The sequence below is a fragment of the Corallococcus sp. AS-1-6 genome, assembly GCF_020037015.1.
Lineage (GTDB): Bacteria > Myxococcota > Myxococcia > Myxococcales > Myxococcaceae > Corallococcus.
Genome location: NZ_JAIQDE010000003.1, coordinates 48,624 through 67,570, shown reverse-complemented (window position 1 = coordinate 67,570; position 18,947 = coordinate 48,624). Strand labels below are relative to the sequence as shown.

Below are 18,947 nucleotides of genomic sequence, written 5' to 3'. Positions count from 1 at the left end.
TGCCTACGCCGGCTGGAGGAAGCGTCCGTCCACCAGGTGGTCGATGACCTCGCGGGCGGAGTGCGGATCCAGCCTCGCCTTCGTGCCCAGGTGTGTCACCGCGCTGGAGACGGTGGTGGGCTGCTCGAAGGCGGCCAGGGCAGCGAGGAGGATGGCGCCGTCGTCGCCCTGGGTCAGCGTGGGGTCGGTGAACTTGCGCGGGTTGACGGACGGCGCGCAGCTCAGGGTGATTCCATCCACCGAGCGCAGGACCGTCACCGGCTCCTTCGCCAGCTTCGCGGGGGCCCGGTGGCTTCCCAGCCAGTCGCCCAGCGTGAAGCGCTTCGTCGACGGCGCGGTGTTCTTGAGCCGCGTGCGGCCGTTGAGTTCCACGCGCTTCCTCGCCTCCCGGTGCTTCCAGGCCAGGGCGTCCACCCGGTCCGAGTTGCGCTGCACCGCGGCCTCCAGCTCCTTGTCCTTGAAGCGGATCATCGGCACGGAGACGTCACCGGGCTCGCGGCGCTCGAAGTAGTCGAGGAACTCCGCGAACGTCTTCGCCTCCGTCACCATGTCGAAGCGCGCGGGGTGCTCCGTGACGAGCGCTCCGGGCTGCGCCTCCAGCCGCTGGTAGCCCACCACGCAGTCCAGGCCGATGATGCGCTCCACCAGCCGCAGCTCCTCCGCGAGCCGCTCCCGGTTCATGAACGGCAGGCCGCCGATGCCAGAGATTTCAACCTCCACGTTGGGATGGCGACGGACGGACTCGATGACGTCGAGCAGCTCGCGGTCCTTCGCGCAAGGCTTGAGCAGGCCCTTGGACATCTGCTCCAGCCGCTGCTGTTCGGAGAAGCAGCCGATGTCGATGACCATGTAGATGCGCTGGAAGGTCTCCGCCAGCGCCGCGACCAGCTCCACGCGCGGCACGCCCCAGAGGAAGTACGTGCAGCAGTGGCGCGACAGGTCCACGCCGGCCCAGGTGCTCCCGAGGAACTCCGCCGTGCTGCCCGCGAAGTCGTAGCGCATCTGCCAGGTCCGGCTGGCGATCTCCTGGTGGTCGCGGCGCACGTTCTCTTCCGCGCGCAGGAACGGCTTCGCGCGGCCGAAGTCCGCCTTCTGGTTGCCGCGAGCGCCGCCGCAATAGAGGCAGTTCTCGCCGCAGCCCTTGCCGGGCGCGACCCAGCCGGAGAAGGAGTGCGCGTCCATCTGGCTGAGGAAGAGCTCGTTGAAGTGCGAGTAGTAGACGTCCTGCGTGTTGGTGGCGCGCTGCACGTACGCCAGCGGCAGCCTGCGGGGACGGCCGTCCGGGTGCCGCGTCACGCAGTTGGGCGGGGCCTCTTCGCCGTTGCAGAGCGCCAGCAGGGGGACTTCGCCGTCGCCCAGGATGACGTGGTCGATGCAGTCGTAGGCGCTCAACTCCTTCCACCAGTACGACGCGGAGTTGCCGCCCACGACGATGCGGATGGACGGGTCGATCTTCCGGATGGTTCGCGCGATGAGCAGCGCGCGATCCACGTGGTGGAACCACTTCAGGCTGATGCCGATGAGCTTGGGGCGCACGCGCGCGATGAGGCGCTCGAAGGACTGCGTCACCTCGCCCGCGCTCTCATCCCCGTCCCACAGCCGCACGAAGGCTTCAATCCCGCCACGCCGCAGGTAGCTCGCCAGGTAGAGGATGCCGCACGTGGCTTCGCCCGTTCCGGCACCGACGAGGAGGACTGGCGAGAGGGCACGACCACTGCTCATGGGACGACCACCGGACTGGGAGGGAGACGGGGCCAGCGTATAGGCGAATCAGGGCAGGCCCCGCGCGGATTCGTCGCCTCCCCTCCTCCCGGGCCGCCGGCCTGCTCCCTGGCAGGCCCCCCTCCGCGGTTCAGCGAGGTGCCAGAGCAGGCCCCAGTGCTTCACGGACGGTCGTTGAGCCGGCCCGAGCCTGCCGTCTCACGACCTCGGACACCTCCCGCCTCCGGCGCCGTCGCGGATGGCTTCCGTCCCCGCCTGCGGCGCCGCCGCTTCGAGGCAGCGCCTTGAGGCTGGCCTCCCAACGCTCGCAGCACCTGCGCCCGCACGCCGCCGTCCAATCGCAGTTGCTGCATGAGCGCGTGCACCTGCTTCGCGCCCTGCGGGTTCCGCAGTCCTTCGGCCAGCCGCTCGACGATGTCGATGCGCAGCGCCACCGGCCCGATGACCTCGTAGCCGAAGGCCCTCGCGCTCTGCCCGGCCAGCGCCGAGACGTTCAGCGCCGGCTCCTGCGGGATTCCCTGCGGACATGGCGCCTGCTGGAACAGCGCCGTCAACATGGCCCGCCGCTCCAGGGCCTGCGGTGACAGGGCCTGAGTGACGTAGAGGAAACGCTGGCCCTCGTGGACGCCCTGCGCCTTCAGCCGCTCCCGCGACGCCTCGTCCAGGAGCCGCCACTGCTCTCGCGCCTCTCCCTGGGAGATGACGCCCAGCCCCTCCGCCAGCCGGTAGGCCACGCCCCGCATCGCCGGCGCGCGGCCCTCGCCCGTGAAGGACTCCGCCGGAAAGCCTCCCATCGCCTCCGTGACCAGGTCCCTGGCCAGCGCCACCAACCGGCGCTCCAATCGCTGACGCGCGCCGCCCGTCCACACCTCCGGCTCCGCCAACGCCAACTGCGGCGAGCGCCGGTCGCGCCCCCGCACCAGCCGGGCCAGTGGCTGTGTTTCGAACGAGATGCGCCCCGCCGCGTCCACGTCGAAGGCGTCGTGCGTCGCGTCCACCACGCGCTGGACGAACTGCTCCTCCGTCATCAGCCCGCCCTCCGCGCCCGGCACCTCCGTCAACAACTGCCCCAGCTTCGCGAACGGACTGTCCGAGGCACCGGCCTGCGGCTGCGCGCTGGCCCTCACGAAGCGGCGCGCGCTCCGCCTCGCGGCCCGCTGCACGAAGCGCTCCACCAGCCGCTCATGCAGGGCATCCCCCAGCGCGTCCTCGATGCGGCGCGTGCGCTCCTGCCAGGCCTCCGCGTCGTTCAGCCAGCCCGGACGATGGCTGATGTACGTCCAGATGCGGATGGCGGCGAGCCGGTCCATCAACGTGTGGATGTCACCGGAGGCGTCATCCAGCGGCGACACCTGCCGGCCCAGCCAGGTGGGGTCCAGCTTCCCGTCCCCGGCCGTGAGCTGGAGGAAGGTCTCGCGCAAGAGCGCGACGTGCTGCCCGAAGAGCCCCTTGCGGAAGTCCGGCACCTGGCAGACCTGCCACAACAGCTCCACGGACGCCTTGTCGGTGGTGAGCTCGCGGATGGCCGGCACCGCCGACAGGCCCTTGAGCGCGTCGAAGTCGTCCGCGCGCTCCACCCGGACGAAGGCGCTGTCTCTCGGCGCTCGCGACAGGGAGTCCAGCAGCGCCTCCGGGCTCGCGAAGTCCAGCGAGGAGTTGCGCCAGATGAGGCTGCGCACCGCCGGGAAGCGGTGGGACTCGATGGCGGAGACGATGCGCGGCGGCAGCTCCGGCAGCGTGTTCAGCGCGCCGAAGCTCCCGTCGTTGAGGTGGCGCCCCGCGCGGCCGGCGATCTGCGCCAGCTCGTCCGGATACAAGTCGCGCTGTTCGGCGCCGTCGTACTTGGAGAGCGTCGCGAAGGCCACGTGGTTGAGGTCCAGGTTCAACCCCATGCCAATGGCATCCGTGGCCACGAGGTATTGGACCTCGCCGGATTGATACATGGCCACCTGCGCGTTGCGCGTCCGGGGCGACAGCGCGCCCAGCACCACCGCCACCCCGCCCCGCAGGCGGCGCAGCGACTCCGCCAGCTCGTAGACGCGGTCCGCGGAGAACGCGACCACCGCCGAGCGCGGCGGCAGGCTCTTCAGCGAGCGGCGCCCGGCGTAGCGCAACTGCGACAGGCGCGTGGCGCGCTTCATGGACGCATGCGGAATCAGCGCCTGCACCATGGGCCGCATGGTGTCCGCGCCCAGGAACCAGGTCTCCTTGCGCCCGCGCGCGTGCAGCAGCCGGTCCGTGAAGACGTGCCCGCGCTCCCGGTGCGCGGCGAGCTGGATCTCATCCACCGCGAGGAAGTCCACCTCCCGGTCGGTCGGCATCGCCTCCACGGTGCAGATCCAGTAGTCGGGCCGGGGCGGAACGCGCTTCTCCTCGCCCGTCATCAGCGCGACCCGGCCCTCGCCCACCTTCGCGGTCACCCGGTCGTAGACCTCACGGGCGAGCAGGCGGAGCGGCAGGCCGATGATGCCGGAGTCGTGCTCGAGCATCCGTTCGATGGCGCGGTAGGTCTTCCCGGTGTTCGTGGGCCCCAGCTCCGCCACGACGACGGACGGCCGGCTGGATGGGCTCGAGCTCATTGGCGAAGACTAACCCCGAACCCCCTGCTCCGCCCCGGAGGCCGCAAGGGATGTTCGCGAACAACGTCCCCGCCCGCCGCCCGGCGTGGAGGCAGGCGTCGGGGGGCGGGACGGACAGGCGCGGCGCTCCCGGCACGCGGGGGCAGGTGGGATGGACGGCGCCGCCCGGGCCCCCCAGCTTCCGGACACGCAGCCGCCCGGGGGCACTTCCATGGCCGACATGCAGTCGCAGCCGTCCGACACCGAGCTGGGGGACCTGGGGGTCCGCATCACGCTGCTCAACGCCGCGCTGGCGACCAAGGTGGTCTGTGTGCGGCGCTACACGCGCCATGCCCTGCTGGCGGGAGGCGCCTGTCACGACGCGATGAGGGCCGCGTTCGGCCTGCACGCTCGCGACGAACAGGACCACGCGCTCCGGCTGGCCGAGCGCATCCAGCAACTGGGCGGCCGGCCGGACTTCAACCTTGGAGGACTCATGTCCAGCGGTGACACCCGGGACGACGAGGGGCGGACGCTGGTGGAGCTGCTGCGCGAGAACCTGGAGGCGGAGCGCGTCGCCATCGCGTCGTACCGCGACCTCATCCCCTACTTCGCGGAGCGCGACCCCACCACGCGGCGGCTCCTGGAGGAGCTCCTCGCCGACGAGGAGGCGCACGCCAACGCCCTGCACGCGCTCTTGAAGCCTTGACACCCCGGCCCGGTGGGTCCCTCGGGCGGGCCCCGAACGGACCCGCCGGGCCGAGGTTCGTCGCCGTGCTTCTTCAGGCGCCCGGCGCCACCTGCACGTCGCGGTAGCGCACCATCCGCTTCAGCGACGGATCCCACAGGTTCAGCCGCAGGCACCCGGCGATGTCCTTCAGCGTGAGCGTGGTGACGTGCGGCCCCTGGAGCTCCGGGATGGACGCCATCGCCTCCGGCAGCCGGTAGAACGGGATGCGCGGGTTGAGGTGGTGCACGTGGTGGTAGCCGATGTTGCCCGTGAACCACTCCATCACCGGCCCGAAGCGCATGTAGCTGCTGGCCTCCAGCGCCGCGTCCGCGTGGTTCCACGCCGCCTCCGGCAGGATGGCCACGTCGTCGAAGTTGTGCTGCGCGTAGAACAGGTACGTGCCCAGCGCGTACGCGGCGAACAGCGGCCCCACGAAGGCGGTGAGGTAGACGCCCAGCCCGAAGAAGTGCCAGACGGCCGCGGACAGGGCCACGTGCACGCCCAGCGCGAGCCCGGACGTCCAGTAGCGCTTCGGGTTCTTCACGAACGGCTGGAGGCACAGGCTGTAGAGGAACGCGGTGAAGTAACCGAACACCTGCGTCACCGGGTGGCGCTCCACCACGTAGCCCAGGCGCTGCGCGCCGGTGGCCTTGCGCCACTGGTCCGTGGTCCAGGTGACGAAGGTGCCCGCCGAGTCCGCCGCGATGCGCGCGGTGTTGGCGTGGTGATGGTTGTGCGTGTCGTTCCAGATGCGCGCGGGCGTGAGCGTGAGCAGCCCCTGCACCTGGAAGAGCGCCCTGGCCCACCGGGACTTCGGCAGGAGCGCCCCGTGCATGGCGTCGTGGAAGAGGATGAAGCAGCGGATGAGCACCAGCGCTTCAATGAGGCCGCCCACGACGCGCAGGGGCCACCAGGGCGCGGCCGCCGCCAGCACCAGCGCGCCCACGAGCGCGGCGTAGGTGGAGCCGAGCGCCCAGAGGGAGCGCGCGGTGTCCTGGGCCGCGAAGGGACGCGTGCGGGCAATGAGGTCCTTGCTCGATGGCGACGCGGTTCGTTCCATGGGGACAGGGCTCCAGCGGTGACCACCCGGCGACACACCGGGACGGATGACCGCGAGCGTTGTCCCATCCCCATGTCATGGCCGGGTCAGCGCAGCCCACGCGCGCGGCGTGGGCCCCTCGCGTCAGCGGGGATGACGCGCGAGGCCGTGCGTCAGCGCTTCTTGCGCCAGGCGCGGAGCTCCGCCTTCTTCTGCTTGCCCACCTCGTCCAGCCGGGCCTGCCAGGCGTCACGGTGGGGACGCAGGGCCTCCGCCACGGCGCGGGCCACCACGAGGTTGCGGTACCACTTGGCGTCCGAGGGCACCAGGTGCCAGGGCGCACGCTGGGTGGACGTGCGAGCGAAGACGTCCTCATAGGCGCGCGTGTAGTCCGCCCAGTGCTTGCGGTCCTCCCAGTCGCCCGCGGCGATCTTCCACGCCTTGCGCGGCTCCTCCTCGCGCGCCAGCAGCCGCTGCTCCTGCTCCTCCTGGCTGATGTGGAGGAAGAACTTGAGGACGATGGTGCCGTGCTCGGAGAGCAGGGTCTCGAAGTCGCGGATGTGCTGGTAGCGCGACCTCCAGAGCGGCTCCGGCACCAGGTGGTTCACCCGCGCCACGAGCACGTCCTCGTAGTGGGAGCGGTTGAAGATGGAGAACTCGCCCTGCCGGGGGGCCTTGAGGTGCACGCGCCAGAGGAAGTCGTGCTCCCGCTCCTCCGTGCTGGGCACGCCGAAGGAGGTGACGCTCACTCCGCGTGGGTTGAGGCTGCCCACCACGTGCTTGATGGTGCCGTCCTTGCCTGCGGTGTCGCGCCCCTGCAGGACGATGAGGACGGAGTTCATCTTCGCGCCCCACAGCAGGTCCTGCAGGTCGAACAGCTCCTCGCCCAGCGCGTCGAATTCCGCCTTGGCCGCATCCTTGTCCGCCTTCTTCGGCGGCGTCGTGGGGATGCGCTCCAGCTTCACCTTCGCGCCCTGCTTGTCGTTGCGGATGATGTCCATGGTCCCCTTCGCTCCTGGTATGGGCGGCAGCGTGCCTGGAGCGAAGGCGGATTCACACCGTTCCAAGCCAGGACGGCGGCAGAACGTCCGAGTCGAACCTTTCGAGGACGATTCGGCACAGGCTGTGACGGCTGGACAGCTCCTGGAGCCACTGCCGGTAGCGGGCCGTCTCGTCCTGGGGCGCGGCCAGCAACCAGGTGAGCCGCTCGGCCGCGTCCAGCACCGCCGCGAGCGTCTGGGGGTCATGCCCCTTCAACGACATGAAGCGGGCCACCACCAACACCCTGTTGAGTGCGTAGAGGGCATGGCCTCGCTTGCGCTCCTGGATCACGTGTCTGCTCCGGGGTCCCGCGGAAAAAAGTGCGAAGGCACCCAAGCACCAATCGCGCCAGCACGGCCCGTGGAGGCGGTGCCGCCCGGGGCGCGCGTCCCGGCGGGCGGGGACGTCCGTCCAGTTTCCAGAATCTGGTTCTTGAATCCAGACAAGACGCCCCGTCAGGTTGGACAGCAAGCACCCTGAAACCAGACACAACTCAGCAATTCATGCCATTTGCGGGGAATGGGGGAGCAGCGCCGGGCTCGGCATTGCGCTTGCTTTGCCCGGGGTCCGCGCCTCACCGCGACAGCCCGAAATCAACTCCTCACAAATCCCCCACTCGCCAGTCCCGCTTTCGTCCCCTGTCGCGCCGTTGCTGTCCGCCACCTCACGAAAGCCAGATGAGCCGAATCCCCATGCCCCTGCCCAACCCCCTGCGTCTGTTGTCCGCCCTGGCGCTGCTGCCCTCCCTGGCCAGCGCCGCCGCCTCCACCGCCCCCGCCTTCGACCTGGAGCGGCTGAGCCTCAACCCCACGTCGCGCGCCGCGCTCGGCACGGCGGCCGGCGGGCTGCGCGAGCCCGGTGAGCTGCGCCTGTCCCTGGCGGCGCACCACGAGCGCTCGCCGCTCACGCTCTACCGCGATGGCCAGCGCATGGAGTCGCTCGTCGGGTCGCGCACGCAGGTGCAGTTGGCGGGCACCTACACGGTGAACAACACGTGTTCTCCGTGCAGGCCATCGCGCCCAACGGTCTGCCGGACCTGACGCCGGCCGTGCACACCTGGACGGTGGACACGGTGGCGCCGGTGGTCACGCTGGTGACGTCGCCGCCGCCGGTGCTGGCCGGGACGGTGGCCTCGTTCGGCTTCGCCGCGTCCGAGGCGCTAGCCACGTTCCAGTGCAGCGTGGACGGGATGGAGTTCCAGGCCTGCCTGGCGAACGTCACGCTGGAGGACCTGCTGCCCGGGACGCACACGCTCCAGGTCCGCGCGGTGGACGCGGCCGGCAACATCGGCGTCGCGGTGAGCTACACGTGGGAGATGACCCCGGCCGATGGCGGCACGGGCGGTGGCACCGGCACGGATGGCGGCACCGGCACGGGGACTGACGGTGGCATCACCGATGCCGGCACGGACGCGGGCACCGGCGGCACCACGGACCCGGGCACCACGGATCCGGACCCTGGCACCGGCAATGGCCAGACTCCGGACGACTCCGGAGTGCTTGGCGGCACGCCCGACGACGAGTTGCTCGGCGGCGGCCTGGGCTGCGGCGCCACGTCCCCCGCTCCGGCCATGTGGGCCGGCGCGCTGCTCGCGGGCCTGATGGCGCGCGCCCGCCGCCGCAAGTCCTGAGCTTCTTCCCCTTCGTCAATCAATCCGCACGGGGCGGTCCGTCGAGCCGCCCGGTGCCTGCCTTCACCCCTCCTTCGCGTTCGAGCCGCATGCCCTTCATTTCTGATCGACGTCTCCAAGCGCATCTCGTTGACGCGTTCGTCGCCACCCTGCTCGCCCCGGTGTTCGTGGGCCTCCTGTGGCTCGCGTTCCGGGTGACCGACTACATCCCCGCCGATAGCTCCCACGCACAGCTCATGTTGCTCCGCGGTGTCGTGCGCACCCCGTTCGTCTTCTGCCTGACGTGCGTCTTCTTCCGCGCGTTCAATGCCTGGGAGGACGTCCTCAAGCACCTGGCCCGGGAGTTCAAGCCGCAGGCATTCGAGGAGCGGCCGGTCCCGAAGGACTGACGTCTGCCCCCGCGCGCCTTCGCGGTGACACGAAGCGGGGCGCGCGGTGTTCCCCTCCCATCGCAGCAACCGGGAGGGGAACACATGGCAGGGCATCGACTCATCGCGAGCACCCTGGGCGCCTTCGCGCTCGCCGGGCTCGCGGGCTGCACCGACACCGCGGCCTCCGTGGACGCCACCGCCGAGCCCGCGACGTCCCAGGCGGAGCTGGCGTCCGTGGCCCAGGCCGCCGCCGGCAGGAGGCACTTCCAGGAGGCCCTGCCCGGCACCAACGGGCGCTCCTGCGCGACGTGCCACGTGCTCGCGGACGACACCACCCTCACGCCCGAGCACGTGGAGGAACTCTGGGCCCGGAACCCCGCGGATCCGCTGTTCAACCGCATCGACGCGGATGACCCCACGGCCCCCGTGCCCACCTACGAGCACCTGAAGAAGGGCCTGGTGCGCGTGGTGCTCCCGCTCCCCGCGAACATGGACGTCATCGACGTGCAGGGGAACGTCATCACCGCCCCGGACCGCAAGGTGTCCGTCTGGCGCGCCGTGCCCAGCATCGCCGACACCGGCTTCTCCGGCCCCTTCCAGTTCGACGGCCGCGAAACCGACCTCGTCACCCAGGCCCAGAGCGCCGTCACCAGCCACAGCGAGGGCGGCACGGTGGCGCCGGCCGTGCTCCAGCGCATCGCCGCGTTCGAGCGCGGCGTGTTCAGCTCCCCGCGCGCCCGCTTCGTGTCGGAGCTGCTGGAGCGCGGCTGGCCGCTGAGCGCCATCCCGGATCCGGACGCCCTGCTCGTGCTCGACGCCTCCGAGCGGCGGGGCCGCGACGTCTACAACCTGGCCTGCGAGGCCTGCCACGGCGACCGCACGCGCAACCGCATCGTGAACCGCGCCACGCACGACGCCCTCTTCTACGCGCTCAAGCCCGACGGCAACATCCAGTACACCGTCACGCCCGGCCGCCCGCCCGAACCCGTGCGCGTCCCCCGCCCCCACAGCGAGTTCCTCAACGCCGGGTACGCCTACATGACCTACCTGGGCCAGCGCGGCGTCGTGCCCCAGTACAACGCGTCCGTCGACTTCCCCCAGTACCGCTTCCGCTTCTACACGGACGGCACGCGCCAGCACGCCGTCACCGACCTGCCCCCCATCCCGGTCACCGCGAGCGGCGATCCGGATGACATCAACCCCGCGCTGGATGAGAACGGCGCGCCCATCGTGGGCCCCGCGCTCGCCGCGCAGTGGTACTCCACCGACCCCGGACGCGCGCTGATCAGCGGCGACCCCGCGGAGTTCGAGGCCTTCGACGTGCCGTCCCTGCGAGGCATTGCCCGCACCGCGCCGTACTTCCACGACAACAGCCACGCCACGCTCGCGGAGACGGTGGACACCTACAGCCGCTTCATCCTCCCGGGCATCCCTTCCGTGGGCGCGCCGCCGGTGCACCCGCCCGAGTTCCCGGGCGGGCCGCCGGAGTCGCTCGGCCCCGCGCAGAAGCGGGACCTGCTGCGCTTCCTCCAGCGGCTGTGAGCGCCGCCCCTCAGCGCCGCCACTCCAGCTCCGGCGCCGGCACCCGGGGCGGAGGCGGCAGGAAGGTGTGCGCCAGCCCCCGCAGGCCCCGCGCGAAGAACTCCTCGCGGATCCACTGGGCCAGCGCCGCCGCCTCGCCCTCGTGCCCGGGGGCCAGCCTGAAGGTCGCGTGCCACTCCACGAAGGTCTGCCCGGTCGCCGTCACCGGCGTCACCCGAAGCTTCGCCACGAAGTCGCGCACGGGCAGCGGGCCCTCCACCATCTCGTACGCATAGCTGCGCGCGTTCGGGTCGTACGCCAGGCGCGCCTCCAGGTACACCTCGCCATCGCGCGTGGTGAGCCTGCGCAGGGGGCCGGAGTCGGGACGCGTCACCCGCTCGCTGGAGACGACGCCCGGGTGCCAGCGGGGAAGGCTGTCAAAGCCTCCCACGCGGTCCCAGACCACGTCCGCGGGTGCCTGGATGAGCTGACTCGCATACGCCTCGGCCATCAGTGCCTCACGTCGATCTTGCATGGACATGCTCAAGAAGGGGCTTCACCCCGGGGGCGGCCATGCGACTGGAGGGAGCCCCACCGTCCACCGGCGGGCCTCCGGGCGCAGCGCGTGCCCCCATGAGTGGAGCGCGCTCCCCTCAGGCCGTGCGGCCCTGGAAGCCCTCGTAAAGCCATACAGTCAACGGACCCGCTGCCCCACCGCATCGCATCGCATTCATGCCGCCCCCCATGTCAGGCATTGAGGCGCGTGATGTGGAGCAAGAGCAGCGGAGCCGGAATCGTCCGAAAGGGCTGTTGTAAGCGCTCCGCATCCCGGGTCAGTCTGCGTGTGGCCCCGCGATCACCGGCCCACCTGGGGAGACTCGCCCTCCAGGGCATGGGCTGGCGGGATGTGAAGCATTGTCCCGGCATGGCTGTTGAAGGCGCATGGCGCATGCCCCCTTGCCGAGGAGATGCCCGATGACCTCCGCTTCCATCACCGAGTACGAAACGCGCCTCTATTGGCAGGGAGACCGGGGCGCGGTGCTGACGAGCGACCGTGCGCCCCCCGTTCCGATTGGCCGCCCGCTGTGCGGCCAGGACGGCGGGCCCGAGGACGGGCGGTGGGACCCGGAGGCGCTGCTCGTGGGCGCGGTGGAGGGGCGCACGCTGCACGCGTTCCTGGACGGGGCGCGGGAGGCAGGCGTGGGCGTGCTCTTCTACCAGAGCTCCGCCACGGCCCGGCTGGTGAGCGGGAGCCCTGAAGAGGCCGCCCACTTCACGGACCTCATCGTCCGGCCGCACGTCGCCGTGGCCAGCCTGAGGGAGGCGGAGGACGCGCGCGAGGTCTTCGCCCGGCTGCCGGCGCGGTGCTTCCCCAGCTCCATGCTCCAGCTCACCCCGCGCATCGAGCCGGTGGTGGAGGTCTGGGCCCACTCCCGTCGCGAGGACGCCACCGCACCTGTCGAAAACCACGCAGCCGCCTCCGGCGAAGCGGACGCGGTGGTTCCCTGGGAGAGCGGCGTGCGCAGTGTGGGAGGACATGCCGACGAATCCACAGACGAACCCGCCCACGAAGCCGGTGAAGGAGCCGGAACCGAAGCCCACGCCTGAGATCGAGCCGCCCCGGCCGCCCACGCCGGAGAAGGATCCACCGCCCGGCGAGCCCCGGCGCCGGGAACCGCCTCCGCCCCAGCAGGACCCGGAGGTGGAGCCGGGCATCCAGGACCCGCCGGCGCACGACCCCGACCATCCGGGGCCGCCGAAGATCATCGCGTGAGCGCCTGGCCGGAAGCGGCCGTGCCGCGCGGCATCAGGGGTTTCCACGATACGGCCCCACCCAGCGTTCGAGCGCGTTCACCGAGAGGGAGAGCCGTGACGGGTCTCCCTGGACCTTCGTCCAATGACTGCGTTGGACGCAGTCGCGCGGCAATGCAAGTCGATGCGAGGAACCATAAAGTGAGCCGCGCTCGTCTCGCGCCATGCTCACACCCTCCCCGCCCCATCACCGCCTCCGGATCCTGGCCGGCGCCGCCGCGTGCGCGGTGATCATGGGCCTGGCCGGGGCCTGGAGCGGGAGCCAGTCCCCGGGTGTCCGCGTCGCCGTGCTGGCGGTGAGCGCGTTCGCGCTTGCGGCGGTGGGCGCGGCGGCCGCGCTCCGCGAGCTGGCCCGGAGCGAGCGCGAGTGCGCACGGCTGCTTCAGCAGGCGGATGACGCGCGGGCGCTGCGCGACGCGGTGATGGACATCACGCCGGTGGGCTTCGCGTTCTACGACCGCGACCTGCGCTACGTGCACGTCAACGCCGCGCTCGCCGCGATGAACGGCCTGCCGGTGAAGGCGCACCTGGGCCGCCACGTCGCGGAGGTGCTGCCGGCGCTGGGCACCGCGCTCGCGCCCCGGCTCGCCCGCGCGCTGGAGTCGGACGCGCCCCTGCAGGACCTCAGCCTCCAGGTGGAGACGCCCGCCGCGCCCGGCGAGACGCGCTTCTGGTTCGGGAGCTACTCGCGCGTGCGCGGCTCGGGCGGCGCGGTGCTGGGCGTCATCGCGTCCCTGTCGGAGGTCACCGAGCGGATGCGCGCGGAGGCGTCCCTCCAGGAGCACGAGGGGCGCCTGGACGTGCTCACGCGGTCGCTGCCGGACTACCTGTGGGGTGGGAAGCTGCGGGACGGCGTGCTGCGTGACTTCTACTGCACGCCCGTCGTGGAGCGCACCACCGGCTATCCGGCCAGCGCCTTCACCACCGGCGGCGGCCCGGAGGGGACACCCTCGCCGCTGTGGGCGGAGATGATCCACCCGGAGGACCGGACGCGCTACCGCGAGTGCATCGAGTCGCTGGCCCTGGCCCCTAGCACCGAGGTTGAGATCGAACACCGCATCATCTGCGCGGACGGGCGCGTGCGCTGGGTGCGCAGCCGCGCCGCGGCCTCCGGCCTGGACGACCGGGGCGGCGTGCACCTGGGCTGCGTCGTCACGGACGTCACCGACCGGCGGCTCGCGGACGACCTTCGCCAGCGGTTGAATGACAGCTTCCGCCGCTCCGCGACGGAGTGGCGCCGCACCTTCGACGCGGTGTCCTCGCCGCTGCTGGTGCTGAGCGCGGAGGGCATCATCCACCGGCTCAACGACGCGGCCCGCGTGCTCTTCCGGGAGGCGGACCCCTCCGGCCAGCCGCTCTCCGTGACCGCCGGGGCGCCGCCCTGGTCCAGCGCGGGACCGCTGGTGGAGGAGCTGCACGCGACGCACGGCAGCACCAGCCGGCAGGTGCACGATCCAGAGTCCCACCGCACCTGGGAGCTGTCGGCCGCCTGGGTGGACGAGAAGGCGAGCGAGGACGCTCGCATCATCCTGGTGGCCACGGAGGTCACCCGGCTGCTGGAGTTGCAGGCGCACGTGCGCCGCAGTGAGACGATGGCCGCCATGGGCGCCATCGTCGCGGGCGTGGCCCACGAGGTGCGCAACCCCCTCTTCTCCATCTCCGCGGTCGTGGACGCGGTGGAGGCCACCTACGGCGCCCAGCCGGAGTTGAAGCCGTATCTGGACGTGTTGCGCGGCGAGGTGCGCCGGCTCACGCACCTGACCCAGGAGCTATTCGAGTACGGCCGCCCCACGCGGGGCGAGTGGACGGACGGCGCGGTGGGCGCGGTGGTCGCCGACGCCCTGTCCGCCTGCACGCTCACCAGCGACAAGGCGGCCGTGAAGCTCGCGCGCGAGGTGGCGGAGGCGCTCCCTCCGGTGCGCATGGACGCGCGCCGCCTGTTCCATGTCTTCCGCAACGTGGTGGAGAATGCCGTGCAGCACTCGCCCCAAGGCACTACCGTTCACGTGACCGCGGAGGCCGTGGAGGAGGCGGGGCGCCCGTGGGTACGCTGCACCGTCCATGACGGCGGGCCCGGCTTCAGGAGCGAGGACCTGCCCCACGTCTTCGAGCCCTTCTTCAGCAAGCGTCGAGGAGGGACCGGGCTGGGGCTGTCCATCGTCCAGCGCATCCTGGAGGAACACCAGGGGCGCATCCGCTTGTCCAATCACCCCCAGGGAGGCGCGGAGGTGACCATCCTGCTGCCGGCCCTTTCCCCCGCCGGCGACACCGGCACAACTCCGCAGTCACAGGTGTCATGACTCGCACCCGCATCCTGCTCGTGGACGACGAGCCCGGCGTCCGTCTGGGTATGAAGGGCTACCTCACCCAGCACGGCTTCGACGTGGACGAAGCCACCAGCGTGGCCGAGGCCCAGGAGGGCTTCCGCACGCACCGGCCCGACGTGGCCGTCATCGATTACCGCCTGCCGGATGGCACGGCGCTGGAGTTGTTACCCCGGCTCAAGGAGCTGGACGCCGCGGTGCCCCTGGTGGTGCTGACCGGGCACGGCTCCATTGAGCTGGCGGTGCAGGCCGTGAAGGAAGGCGCCGAGCAGTTCCTCACCAAGCCGCTGGAGCTGGCGGTGCTGAAGGTGGTGCTGGAGCGGCTCGTGGCCCAGCGGCGCGAGCGGCAGCGGCTGTTGGCGGACCGCTCGCGCGCGGTGCGCACGCAGGTGGATCCGTTCCTGGGGAACAGCCCCGCCATCCGCGCGCTGCGCGACCAGGCGGAGCGCGTGCGCGACAGCGACAGCCCGGTGCTCGTCACGGGCGAGACGGGCAGCGGCAAGAGCGTGCTCGCGCGCTGGCTGCATGAAGGGGGACCGCGCAAGGAGGCCCCCTTCGTGGACCTGAACTGCGCGGCGCTGTCCAAGGACCTGCTGGACTCGGAGCTGTTCGGCCACGAGAAGGGCGCCTTCACCAGCGCGGTGGCCGCGAAGCAGGGCCTGCTGGAGGTGGCGGACCGGGGCACGCTGTTCCTGGACGAGATTGGCGACATGGACGTGGCCGTCCAGCCCAAGCTGCTCAAGGTGCTGGAGGAGAAGCGCTTCCGGCGCCTGGGGGACGTGAAGGACCGGCGCGTGGACGTGAGGCTCGTGGCCGCCACGCACCAGGACCTGCAGGTGGCCGCGCGGGAGAAGCGCTTCCGGAGCGACCTGTACTTCCGCATCAGCACACTCATCCTCCACGTGCCGCCCCTGCGCGAGCGCGCGGAGGACGTGCCGGTGCTCGCGAGCCACTTCCTGGCGGAGATGGGCGCGCACCGGGGCCGCGGCCAGGTGGAGCTGGAGCCCGACGCGGAGCGGGCCCTCATGGCCTACGGCTGGCCGGGGAACATCCGCGAGCTGCGCAACGTGCTGGAGCGCGCGGTGCTCCTGTCCGGCACGTCGCGGCTGTCCCGCAGCGCCCTGCGCTTCGAGTCGCTCCTGCCCGTGGAGGAGCCGCTGGGCGAGGACCTCACGCTGGAGGAATTGGAGCACCGCCACATCGAGCGCGTGCTGGCGCGCGAGGGCGGCCACGTGGAGCGCGCGGCGACGAAGCTGGGCATCTCCCGCAGCTCGCTCTACGCGAAGCTCAAGGGCTGGCAGCACAAGGGGGGCTGACCGCGGTGCGCGAGGGCCTCCGGCCGGAGGGGGCTCGGGACTTCTGGCATGCTCGGGGTTCACTCCTCTTTTCGTATCCCCAGCCGCCATGCGTCTCCGAACCCTCACCCGCGCCCTCGCCGCCTGCCTGCTGCACGCCACCGCCACCGCCGCCGAGCCAACGACGCTGCCGCAGTTGGAGGCCTATACCGTCAAGGCGTCCTGGTTGCGGCCCATGCAGCCGCTGCGCATCGCCGACCACACCTGGCAGATCGGCACCGAGGGGCTGAGCGCCCTGCTGGTGGAGACCCCGGACGGCATCGTGCTGCTGGATGGGGGCATGCCGCAGATGGCCGAGCACCTGCTGGCCAACGTGAAGCGTCGCGGCTTCGCGCCGCATGACGTGCGCCTGCTATTGAGCAGCCACGCGCACGCGGACCACGCCGGCCCCTTCGCCGCGCTGAAGCGCCGCACGGGCGCGCGGATCGTGGCCAGCGCCGAGTCGGCGGTCCTGCTGGCGCGCGGAGGCAGCGACGACCTGCACTTCGGCGATGACATCGTCTTCCCGCCGGCCGTGGTGGATCGCGTGGTGATGGACGGCGAGGTCGTCACGCTGGGCGGCGTCGGGTTCACCGCGCATTTCGTGCCGGGGCACACCCCGGGCAGCATCGCCTGGACGTGGACCGACACGCGGGATGGCAAGCCGGTCCGCCTGGCCTACGCGGACAGCCTCTCCGCCCCCGGGTATCAACTGCTGGCCAACCCGCGTTACCCGCGCATCGTCGAGGACTACCGGCGCAGCTTCGCTACCGTGCGCGCCCTGCCCTGCGATGTGCTGCTGACCCCACATCCGGACTCCAGCGGCTGGGACTACGCGGCCGGAGACGCGGCTGGCGCCAAGGCGATGGGCTGCAAGGCCTACGCGGACGCCGCCGAGCGCGGCCTCAATACGCAGTTGACCGAGGAGCGCCGCAAGGCACGCTGAGACACGCGCAGGCGGTCCCTGCCCAGGCTGACAGCGCGTCCTGCCTGGGGGCTGCCATCGCCCTGCCCCGGGCTCAAGTCCCGTACTCTTCAGTGCGCCTGGCCTGGAGAGGTCTTCACCACCAGGAGCCCCTGGCGGCGGATCAAATCGTCCAACTCGAAACGCGGGGTCGGGCCGTCGGAGAAGCGCACCTGCTGGTAGCGGACGGAGTCGGGCTCCAGAACCTCGACATAGGTCAGGGTCACGGCGTCCCCGCTGGATCCGCCCTCGGAGGTTTCCACCGAGCGCCGCAACCGCCGTTCACCCACCCGCACAGTCGCTCCATCATCCGGGGCGGGGCTCGCGATGATGTCGACAGCAATCTGGAGCGGCTCGCGGGTCTCCTGGGCCCCTGAAGCCTGTGTGAGGCCCCAGCCGCGCTCGCGTGTCTTGGCTTCGTATTGGGGAGCAAGCCGGAGCTCATACCCCGCCACGGGTGGATGAATGCGCAGAGTGGTCATGGGGGGAGCCTCTTCCCGGCAACCGGGCATCCACAGCGAGAGGAGAGCCAAGACACCCACCACACGATGGGTTGCGGAATGCCTTCCCAGCGTCATGGAAGAACCCTCGCTGCCTTGACGTCGCGATAGGCTTCGAAGACGAACTCACCCCATCCCACGGACACAACATCGTCCCAGGCCCGGCTGGTGTACTCGGACCCGAGTGCGCGGATGTTGTCGGCGGGCAAGGCCGCGAAGCGCCTCCCATAGGCGCTCATGTCGATGCCCGGATACGCTGATTGAGTGACCGGGAGCTTGCCAATGCCGCGCCGCGCTCCTTCGTCGGCCACGATGCGCAGGTACTTCGCGACCGCGAAAATATTGAGGGCATCGTCAATCAGCAGGCGCGCGGTCTTGGCGTGGGAGGAGTTCCGCATCGTCTCATTGGAGATCGCGTCAGACAGAAGTTTGTGACGTGTAGCAGTCGAGACGACGACCTGTCCCAGGCCCAGAGAGGCATTGTGCGCCATCAGGCTGGTCGCGGAAGCGTAGTCCTTGGCATCCTCCAACCCTGACTGGTCGCGCTGCTCGGACAGCAGGAAGGCAGCGACCAGCGCTGGCTCGTGACCGTGGTGACGCGCTGCGACTTTGAGCACCTCCGCGCGCGAGGGAGGCCGGGGGCCCCAGATACCTGGCATGACCGTGGTGATCGGGCGCCTGAGCAGCAGTTCTGCCTGGCTCACCCGGTCGCTCGCGCTGAGACTGGCAAGGTATTGAGGCAGGATCGCACGTCAGAAAACAACCCACCCACGGTGGGCACCCCCAGCCGGATCAGATTGAAGCGAACCTGCCAGAGTTCCTCGGCGATGGTTGAACTGGCCGCTCCGCCAGGTCCGCCGGCCACCTGCACATCAAGGTCGGCCAATTCACCGCGGATGATGTCGGCATTCGACGCATCCGCATGGACGGCCAGAATGTCGAGCATTTCGCGGCGTAATTCGGGCTCGTCCACCCGACGAATCAACAGCTTCATCGACCCGCGCCGATTCAGCTCCGTGAGCGTCGCGGACAGTCTGCTGTCACGGCGCAGCAGGGCAACCACTTCACGCTGCTCCGTCCGCGTGACGGCCCAGTCACGCCAGCTATAGGAGAGCCTGGACTCGATCTGCTCGGCGATGCCCGGCATGCGCAAGAAGCTCCTTGAGCGAGCGTAATAGACGTCCTGAACCACTCCAACAATATGCCATTGTCGCAGCCAGGTCTTCTGGGTCAGGCAGGACCACGGCTCCAAACATGATCCGAACTCACCTCCCGCCCCATTGATACGATCTGCTTGTTTGCCGCACGGGCCACAGTTGCCTGTCAGGCAACTGTGGCCTCCCAGGCAACGACAGTCATCGGCGCGGCTTGAATGTTTTTAGAAACTTCTCCTGGAGCCAG

General features: G+C 70.7%; 19 protein-coding genes. 10 read left to right on the top strand and 9 right to left on the bottom strand.

All coding sequences use genetic code 11. From position 1 onward, the window contains the following. Nucleotides 1-3: 3 nt before the first annotated feature. Nucleotides 4-1,722 (bottom strand): radical SAM protein, encoded by a 1,719-nt coding sequence (locus tag K8612_RS05715; protein WP_223761515.1) that lies wholly within the window; start codon nt 1,720-1,722, stop codon nt 4-6. A gap of 161 nt (nt 1,723-1,883) precedes the next feature. Further along, a complete protein-coding gene (locus K8612_RS05710; RefSeq protein WP_223761514.1) occupies nt 1,884-4,301 on the bottom strand; it encodes a helicase-related protein in 2,418 nt (805 codons plus the stop codon). 211 nt (nt 4,302-4,512) lie between these two features. Here K8612_RS05710 and K8612_RS05705 point away from each other — a divergent pair, with 211 nt between their 5' ends. Next, a complete protein-coding gene (locus K8612_RS05705; protein WP_223761513.1) occupies nt 4,513-4,989 on the top strand; it encodes a bacterioferritin in 477 nt (158 codons plus the stop codon). A 73-nt stretch (nt 4,990-5,062) separates the two neighbouring features. On the opposite strand, the gene K8612_RS05700 is transcribed toward K8612_RS05705, so the two are convergent. The 3 genes from K8612_RS05700 to K8612_RS05690 all read right to left on the bottom strand — a co-directional run bounded on the left by K8612_RS05700 (nt 5,063) and on the right by K8612_RS05690 (nt 7,381). Continuing rightward, nucleotides 5,063-6,070, bottom strand: a complete 1,008-nt coding sequence (locus K8612_RS05700; RefSeq protein ID WP_223761512.1) for a fatty acid desaturase — start codon at nt 6,068-6,070, stop codon at nt 5,063-5,065. 152 nt (nt 6,071-6,222) lie between these two features. Next, on the bottom strand, nt 6,223-7,050 hold the full coding sequence (locus K8612_RS05695; RefSeq protein WP_223761511.1) for a PPK2 family polyphosphate kinase: 828 nt from the start codon (nt 7,048-7,050) through the stop codon (nt 6,223-6,225). A 52-nt stretch (nt 7,051-7,102) separates the two neighbouring features. Next, nucleotides 7,103-7,381: a hypothetical protein gene (locus K8612_RS05690; RefSeq protein ID WP_223740452.1), complete on the bottom strand. Its 279-nt coding sequence runs from the start codon at nt 7,379-7,381 to the stop codon at nt 7,103-7,105. Nucleotides 7,382-7,767: 386 nt separating this feature from the next. Here K8612_RS05690 and K8612_RS05685 point away from each other — a divergent pair, with 386 nt between their 5' ends. From K8612_RS05685 to K8612_RS05670, 4 genes are all read left to right on the top strand, one after another. Continuing rightward, nucleotides 7,768-8,130, top strand: coding sequence for a hypothetical protein (locus tag K8612_RS05685; protein WP_223761510.1), 363 nt, complete (start codon nt 7,768-7,770; stop codon nt 8,128-8,130). Further along, nucleotides 8,085-8,720, top strand: coding sequence for an MYXO-CTERM sorting domain-containing protein (locus K8612_RS05680; RefSeq protein WP_223761509.1), 636 nt, complete (start codon nt 8,085-8,087; stop codon nt 8,718-8,720). The genes K8612_RS05685 and K8612_RS05680 overlap by 46 nt, the downstream gene beginning before the upstream one ends. 89 nt (nt 8,721-8,809) lie before the next feature. Then, nucleotides 8,810-9,109: a hypothetical protein gene (locus tag K8612_RS05675; protein ID WP_223761508.1), complete on the top strand. Its 300-nt coding sequence runs from the start codon at nt 8,810-8,812 to the stop codon at nt 9,107-9,109. Between the two features lie 84 nt (nt 9,110-9,193). Further along, nucleotides 9,194-10,633, top strand: a complete 1,440-nt coding sequence (locus K8612_RS05670; RefSeq protein WP_223761507.1) for a cytochrome c peroxidase — start codon at nt 9,194-9,196, stop codon at nt 10,631-10,633. A gap of 10 nt (nt 10,634-10,643) precedes the next feature. Here the strand turns inward: K8612_RS05670 and K8612_RS05665 are convergent, their stop codons facing one another. Then, nucleotides 10,644-11,147 (bottom strand): SRPBCC family protein, encoded by a 504-nt coding sequence (locus K8612_RS05665; protein WP_223740457.1) that lies wholly within the window; start codon nt 11,145-11,147, stop codon nt 10,644-10,646. Nucleotides 11,148-11,587: 440 nt separating this feature from the next. On the opposite strand from K8612_RS05665, the gene K8612_RS05660 reads away from it, so the two are divergent. The 5 genes from K8612_RS05660 (at nt 11,588) to bla (ending at nt 17,028) form a co-directional block, all read left to right on the top strand. After that, on the top strand, nt 11,588-12,220 hold the full coding sequence (locus K8612_RS05660; RefSeq protein ID WP_223740458.1) for an OsmC family protein: 633 nt from the start codon (nt 11,588-11,590) through the stop codon (nt 12,218-12,220). Then, complete coding sequence (locus K8612_RS05655) at nt 12,189-12,386, top strand: hypothetical protein (protein ID WP_223740459.1); 198 nt, start codon at nt 12,189-12,191, stop codon at nt 12,384-12,386. Before K8612_RS05660 ends, K8612_RS05655 begins: the two co-directional genes overlap by 32 nt. A 202-nt stretch (nt 12,387-12,588) precedes the next feature. After that, on the top strand, nt 12,589-14,724 hold the full coding sequence (locus K8612_RS05650; RefSeq protein WP_223761506.1) for an ATP-binding protein: 2,136 nt from the start codon (nt 12,589-12,591) through the stop codon (nt 14,722-14,724). Further along, entirely contained in the window at nt 14,721-16,064 is a 1,344-nt protein-coding gene (locus K8612_RS05645; protein WP_223761505.1) for a sigma-54 dependent transcriptional regulator, read from the top strand. Before K8612_RS05650 ends, K8612_RS05645 begins: the two co-directional genes overlap by 4 nt. An 88-nt stretch (nt 16,065-16,152) precedes the next feature. Next, a complete protein-coding gene (bla, locus tag K8612_RS05640) occupies nt 16,153-17,028 on the top strand; it encodes a subclass B3 metallo-beta-lactamase (protein WP_255671398.1) in 876 nt (291 codons plus the stop codon). Between the two features lie 89 nt (nt 17,029-17,117). On the opposite strand, the gene K8612_RS05635 is transcribed toward bla, so the two are convergent. The 3 genes from K8612_RS05635 to K8612_RS05625 all read right to left on the bottom strand — a co-directional run bounded on the left by K8612_RS05635 (nt 17,118) and on the right by K8612_RS05625 (nt 18,693). Beyond that, nucleotides 17,118-17,528: a Tsi3 family protein gene (locus tag K8612_RS05635; protein WP_223761504.1), complete on the bottom strand. Its 411-nt coding sequence runs from the start codon at nt 17,526-17,528 to the stop codon at nt 17,118-17,120. 92 nt (nt 17,529-17,620) lie between these two features. Beyond that, nucleotides 17,621-18,250 (bottom strand): hypothetical protein, encoded by a 630-nt coding sequence (locus K8612_RS05630; protein ID WP_223761503.1) that lies wholly within the window; start codon nt 18,248-18,250, stop codon nt 17,621-17,623. After that, entirely contained in the window at nt 18,247-18,693 is a 447-nt protein-coding gene (locus K8612_RS05625; protein WP_223761502.1) for a hypothetical protein, read from the bottom strand. Before K8612_RS05625 ends, K8612_RS05630 begins: the two co-directional genes overlap by 4 nt. Nucleotides 18,694-18,947: the final 254 nt, after the last annotated feature.

Excerpts from the sequence above, each read along its gene's own strand:
- K8612_RS05715 (WP_223761515.1), bottom strand. The coding sequence starts at position 1,722 with ATGAGCAGTGGTCGTGCCCTCTCGCCAGTCCTCCTCGTCGGTGCCGGA.
- K8612_RS05710 (WP_223761514.1), bottom strand. The coding sequence starts at position 4,301 with ATGAGCTCGAGCCCATCCAGCCGGCCGTCCGTCGTCGTGGCGGAGCTG.
- K8612_RS05705 (WP_223761513.1), top strand. The coding sequence starts at position 4,513 with ATGGCCGACATGCAGTCGCAGCCGTCCGACACCGAGCTGGGGGACCTG.
- K8612_RS05700 (WP_223761512.1), bottom strand. The coding sequence starts at position 6,070 with ATGGAACGAACCGCGTCGCCATCGAGCAAGGACCTCATTGCCCGCACG.
- K8612_RS05695 (WP_223761511.1), bottom strand. The coding sequence starts at position 7,050 with ATGGACATCATCCGCAACGACAAGCAGGGCGCGAAGGTGAAGCTGGAG.
- K8612_RS05685 (WP_223761510.1), top strand. The coding sequence starts at position 7,768 with ATGAGCCGAATCCCCATGCCCCTGCCCAACCCCCTGCGTCTGTTGTCC.
- K8612_RS05675 (WP_223761508.1), top strand. The coding sequence starts at position 8,810 with ATGCCCTTCATTTCTGATCGACGTCTCCAAGCGCATCTCGTTGACGCG.
- K8612_RS05670 (WP_223761507.1), top strand. The coding sequence starts at position 9,194 with ATGGCAGGGCATCGACTCATCGCGAGCACCCTGGGCGCCTTCGCGCTC.
- K8612_RS05665 (WP_223740457.1), bottom strand. The coding sequence starts at position 11,147 with ATGCAAGATCGACGTGAGGCACTGATGGCCGAGGCGTATGCGAGTCAG.
- K8612_RS05660 (WP_223740458.1), top strand. The coding sequence starts at position 11,588 with ATGACCTCCGCTTCCATCACCGAGTACGAAACGCGCCTCTATTGGCAG.
- K8612_RS05650 (WP_223761506.1), top strand. The coding sequence starts at position 12,589 with ATGCTCACACCCTCCCCGCCCCATCACCGCCTCCGGATCCTGGCCGGC.
- K8612_RS05645 (WP_223761505.1), top strand. The coding sequence starts at position 14,721 with ATGACTCGCACCCGCATCCTGCTCGTGGACGACGAGCCCGGCGTCCGT.
- bla (WP_255671398.1), top strand. The coding sequence starts at position 16,153 with ATGCGTCTCCGAACCCTCACCCGCGCCCTCGCCGCCTGCCTGCTGCAC.
- K8612_RS05635 (WP_223761504.1), bottom strand. The coding sequence starts at position 17,528 with ATGACCACTCTGCGCATTCATCCACCCGTGGCGGGGTATGAGCTCCGG.
- K8612_RS05625 (WP_223761502.1), bottom strand. The coding sequence starts at position 18,693 with ATGCCGGGCATCGCCGAGCAGATCGAGTCCAGGCTCTCCTATAGCTGG.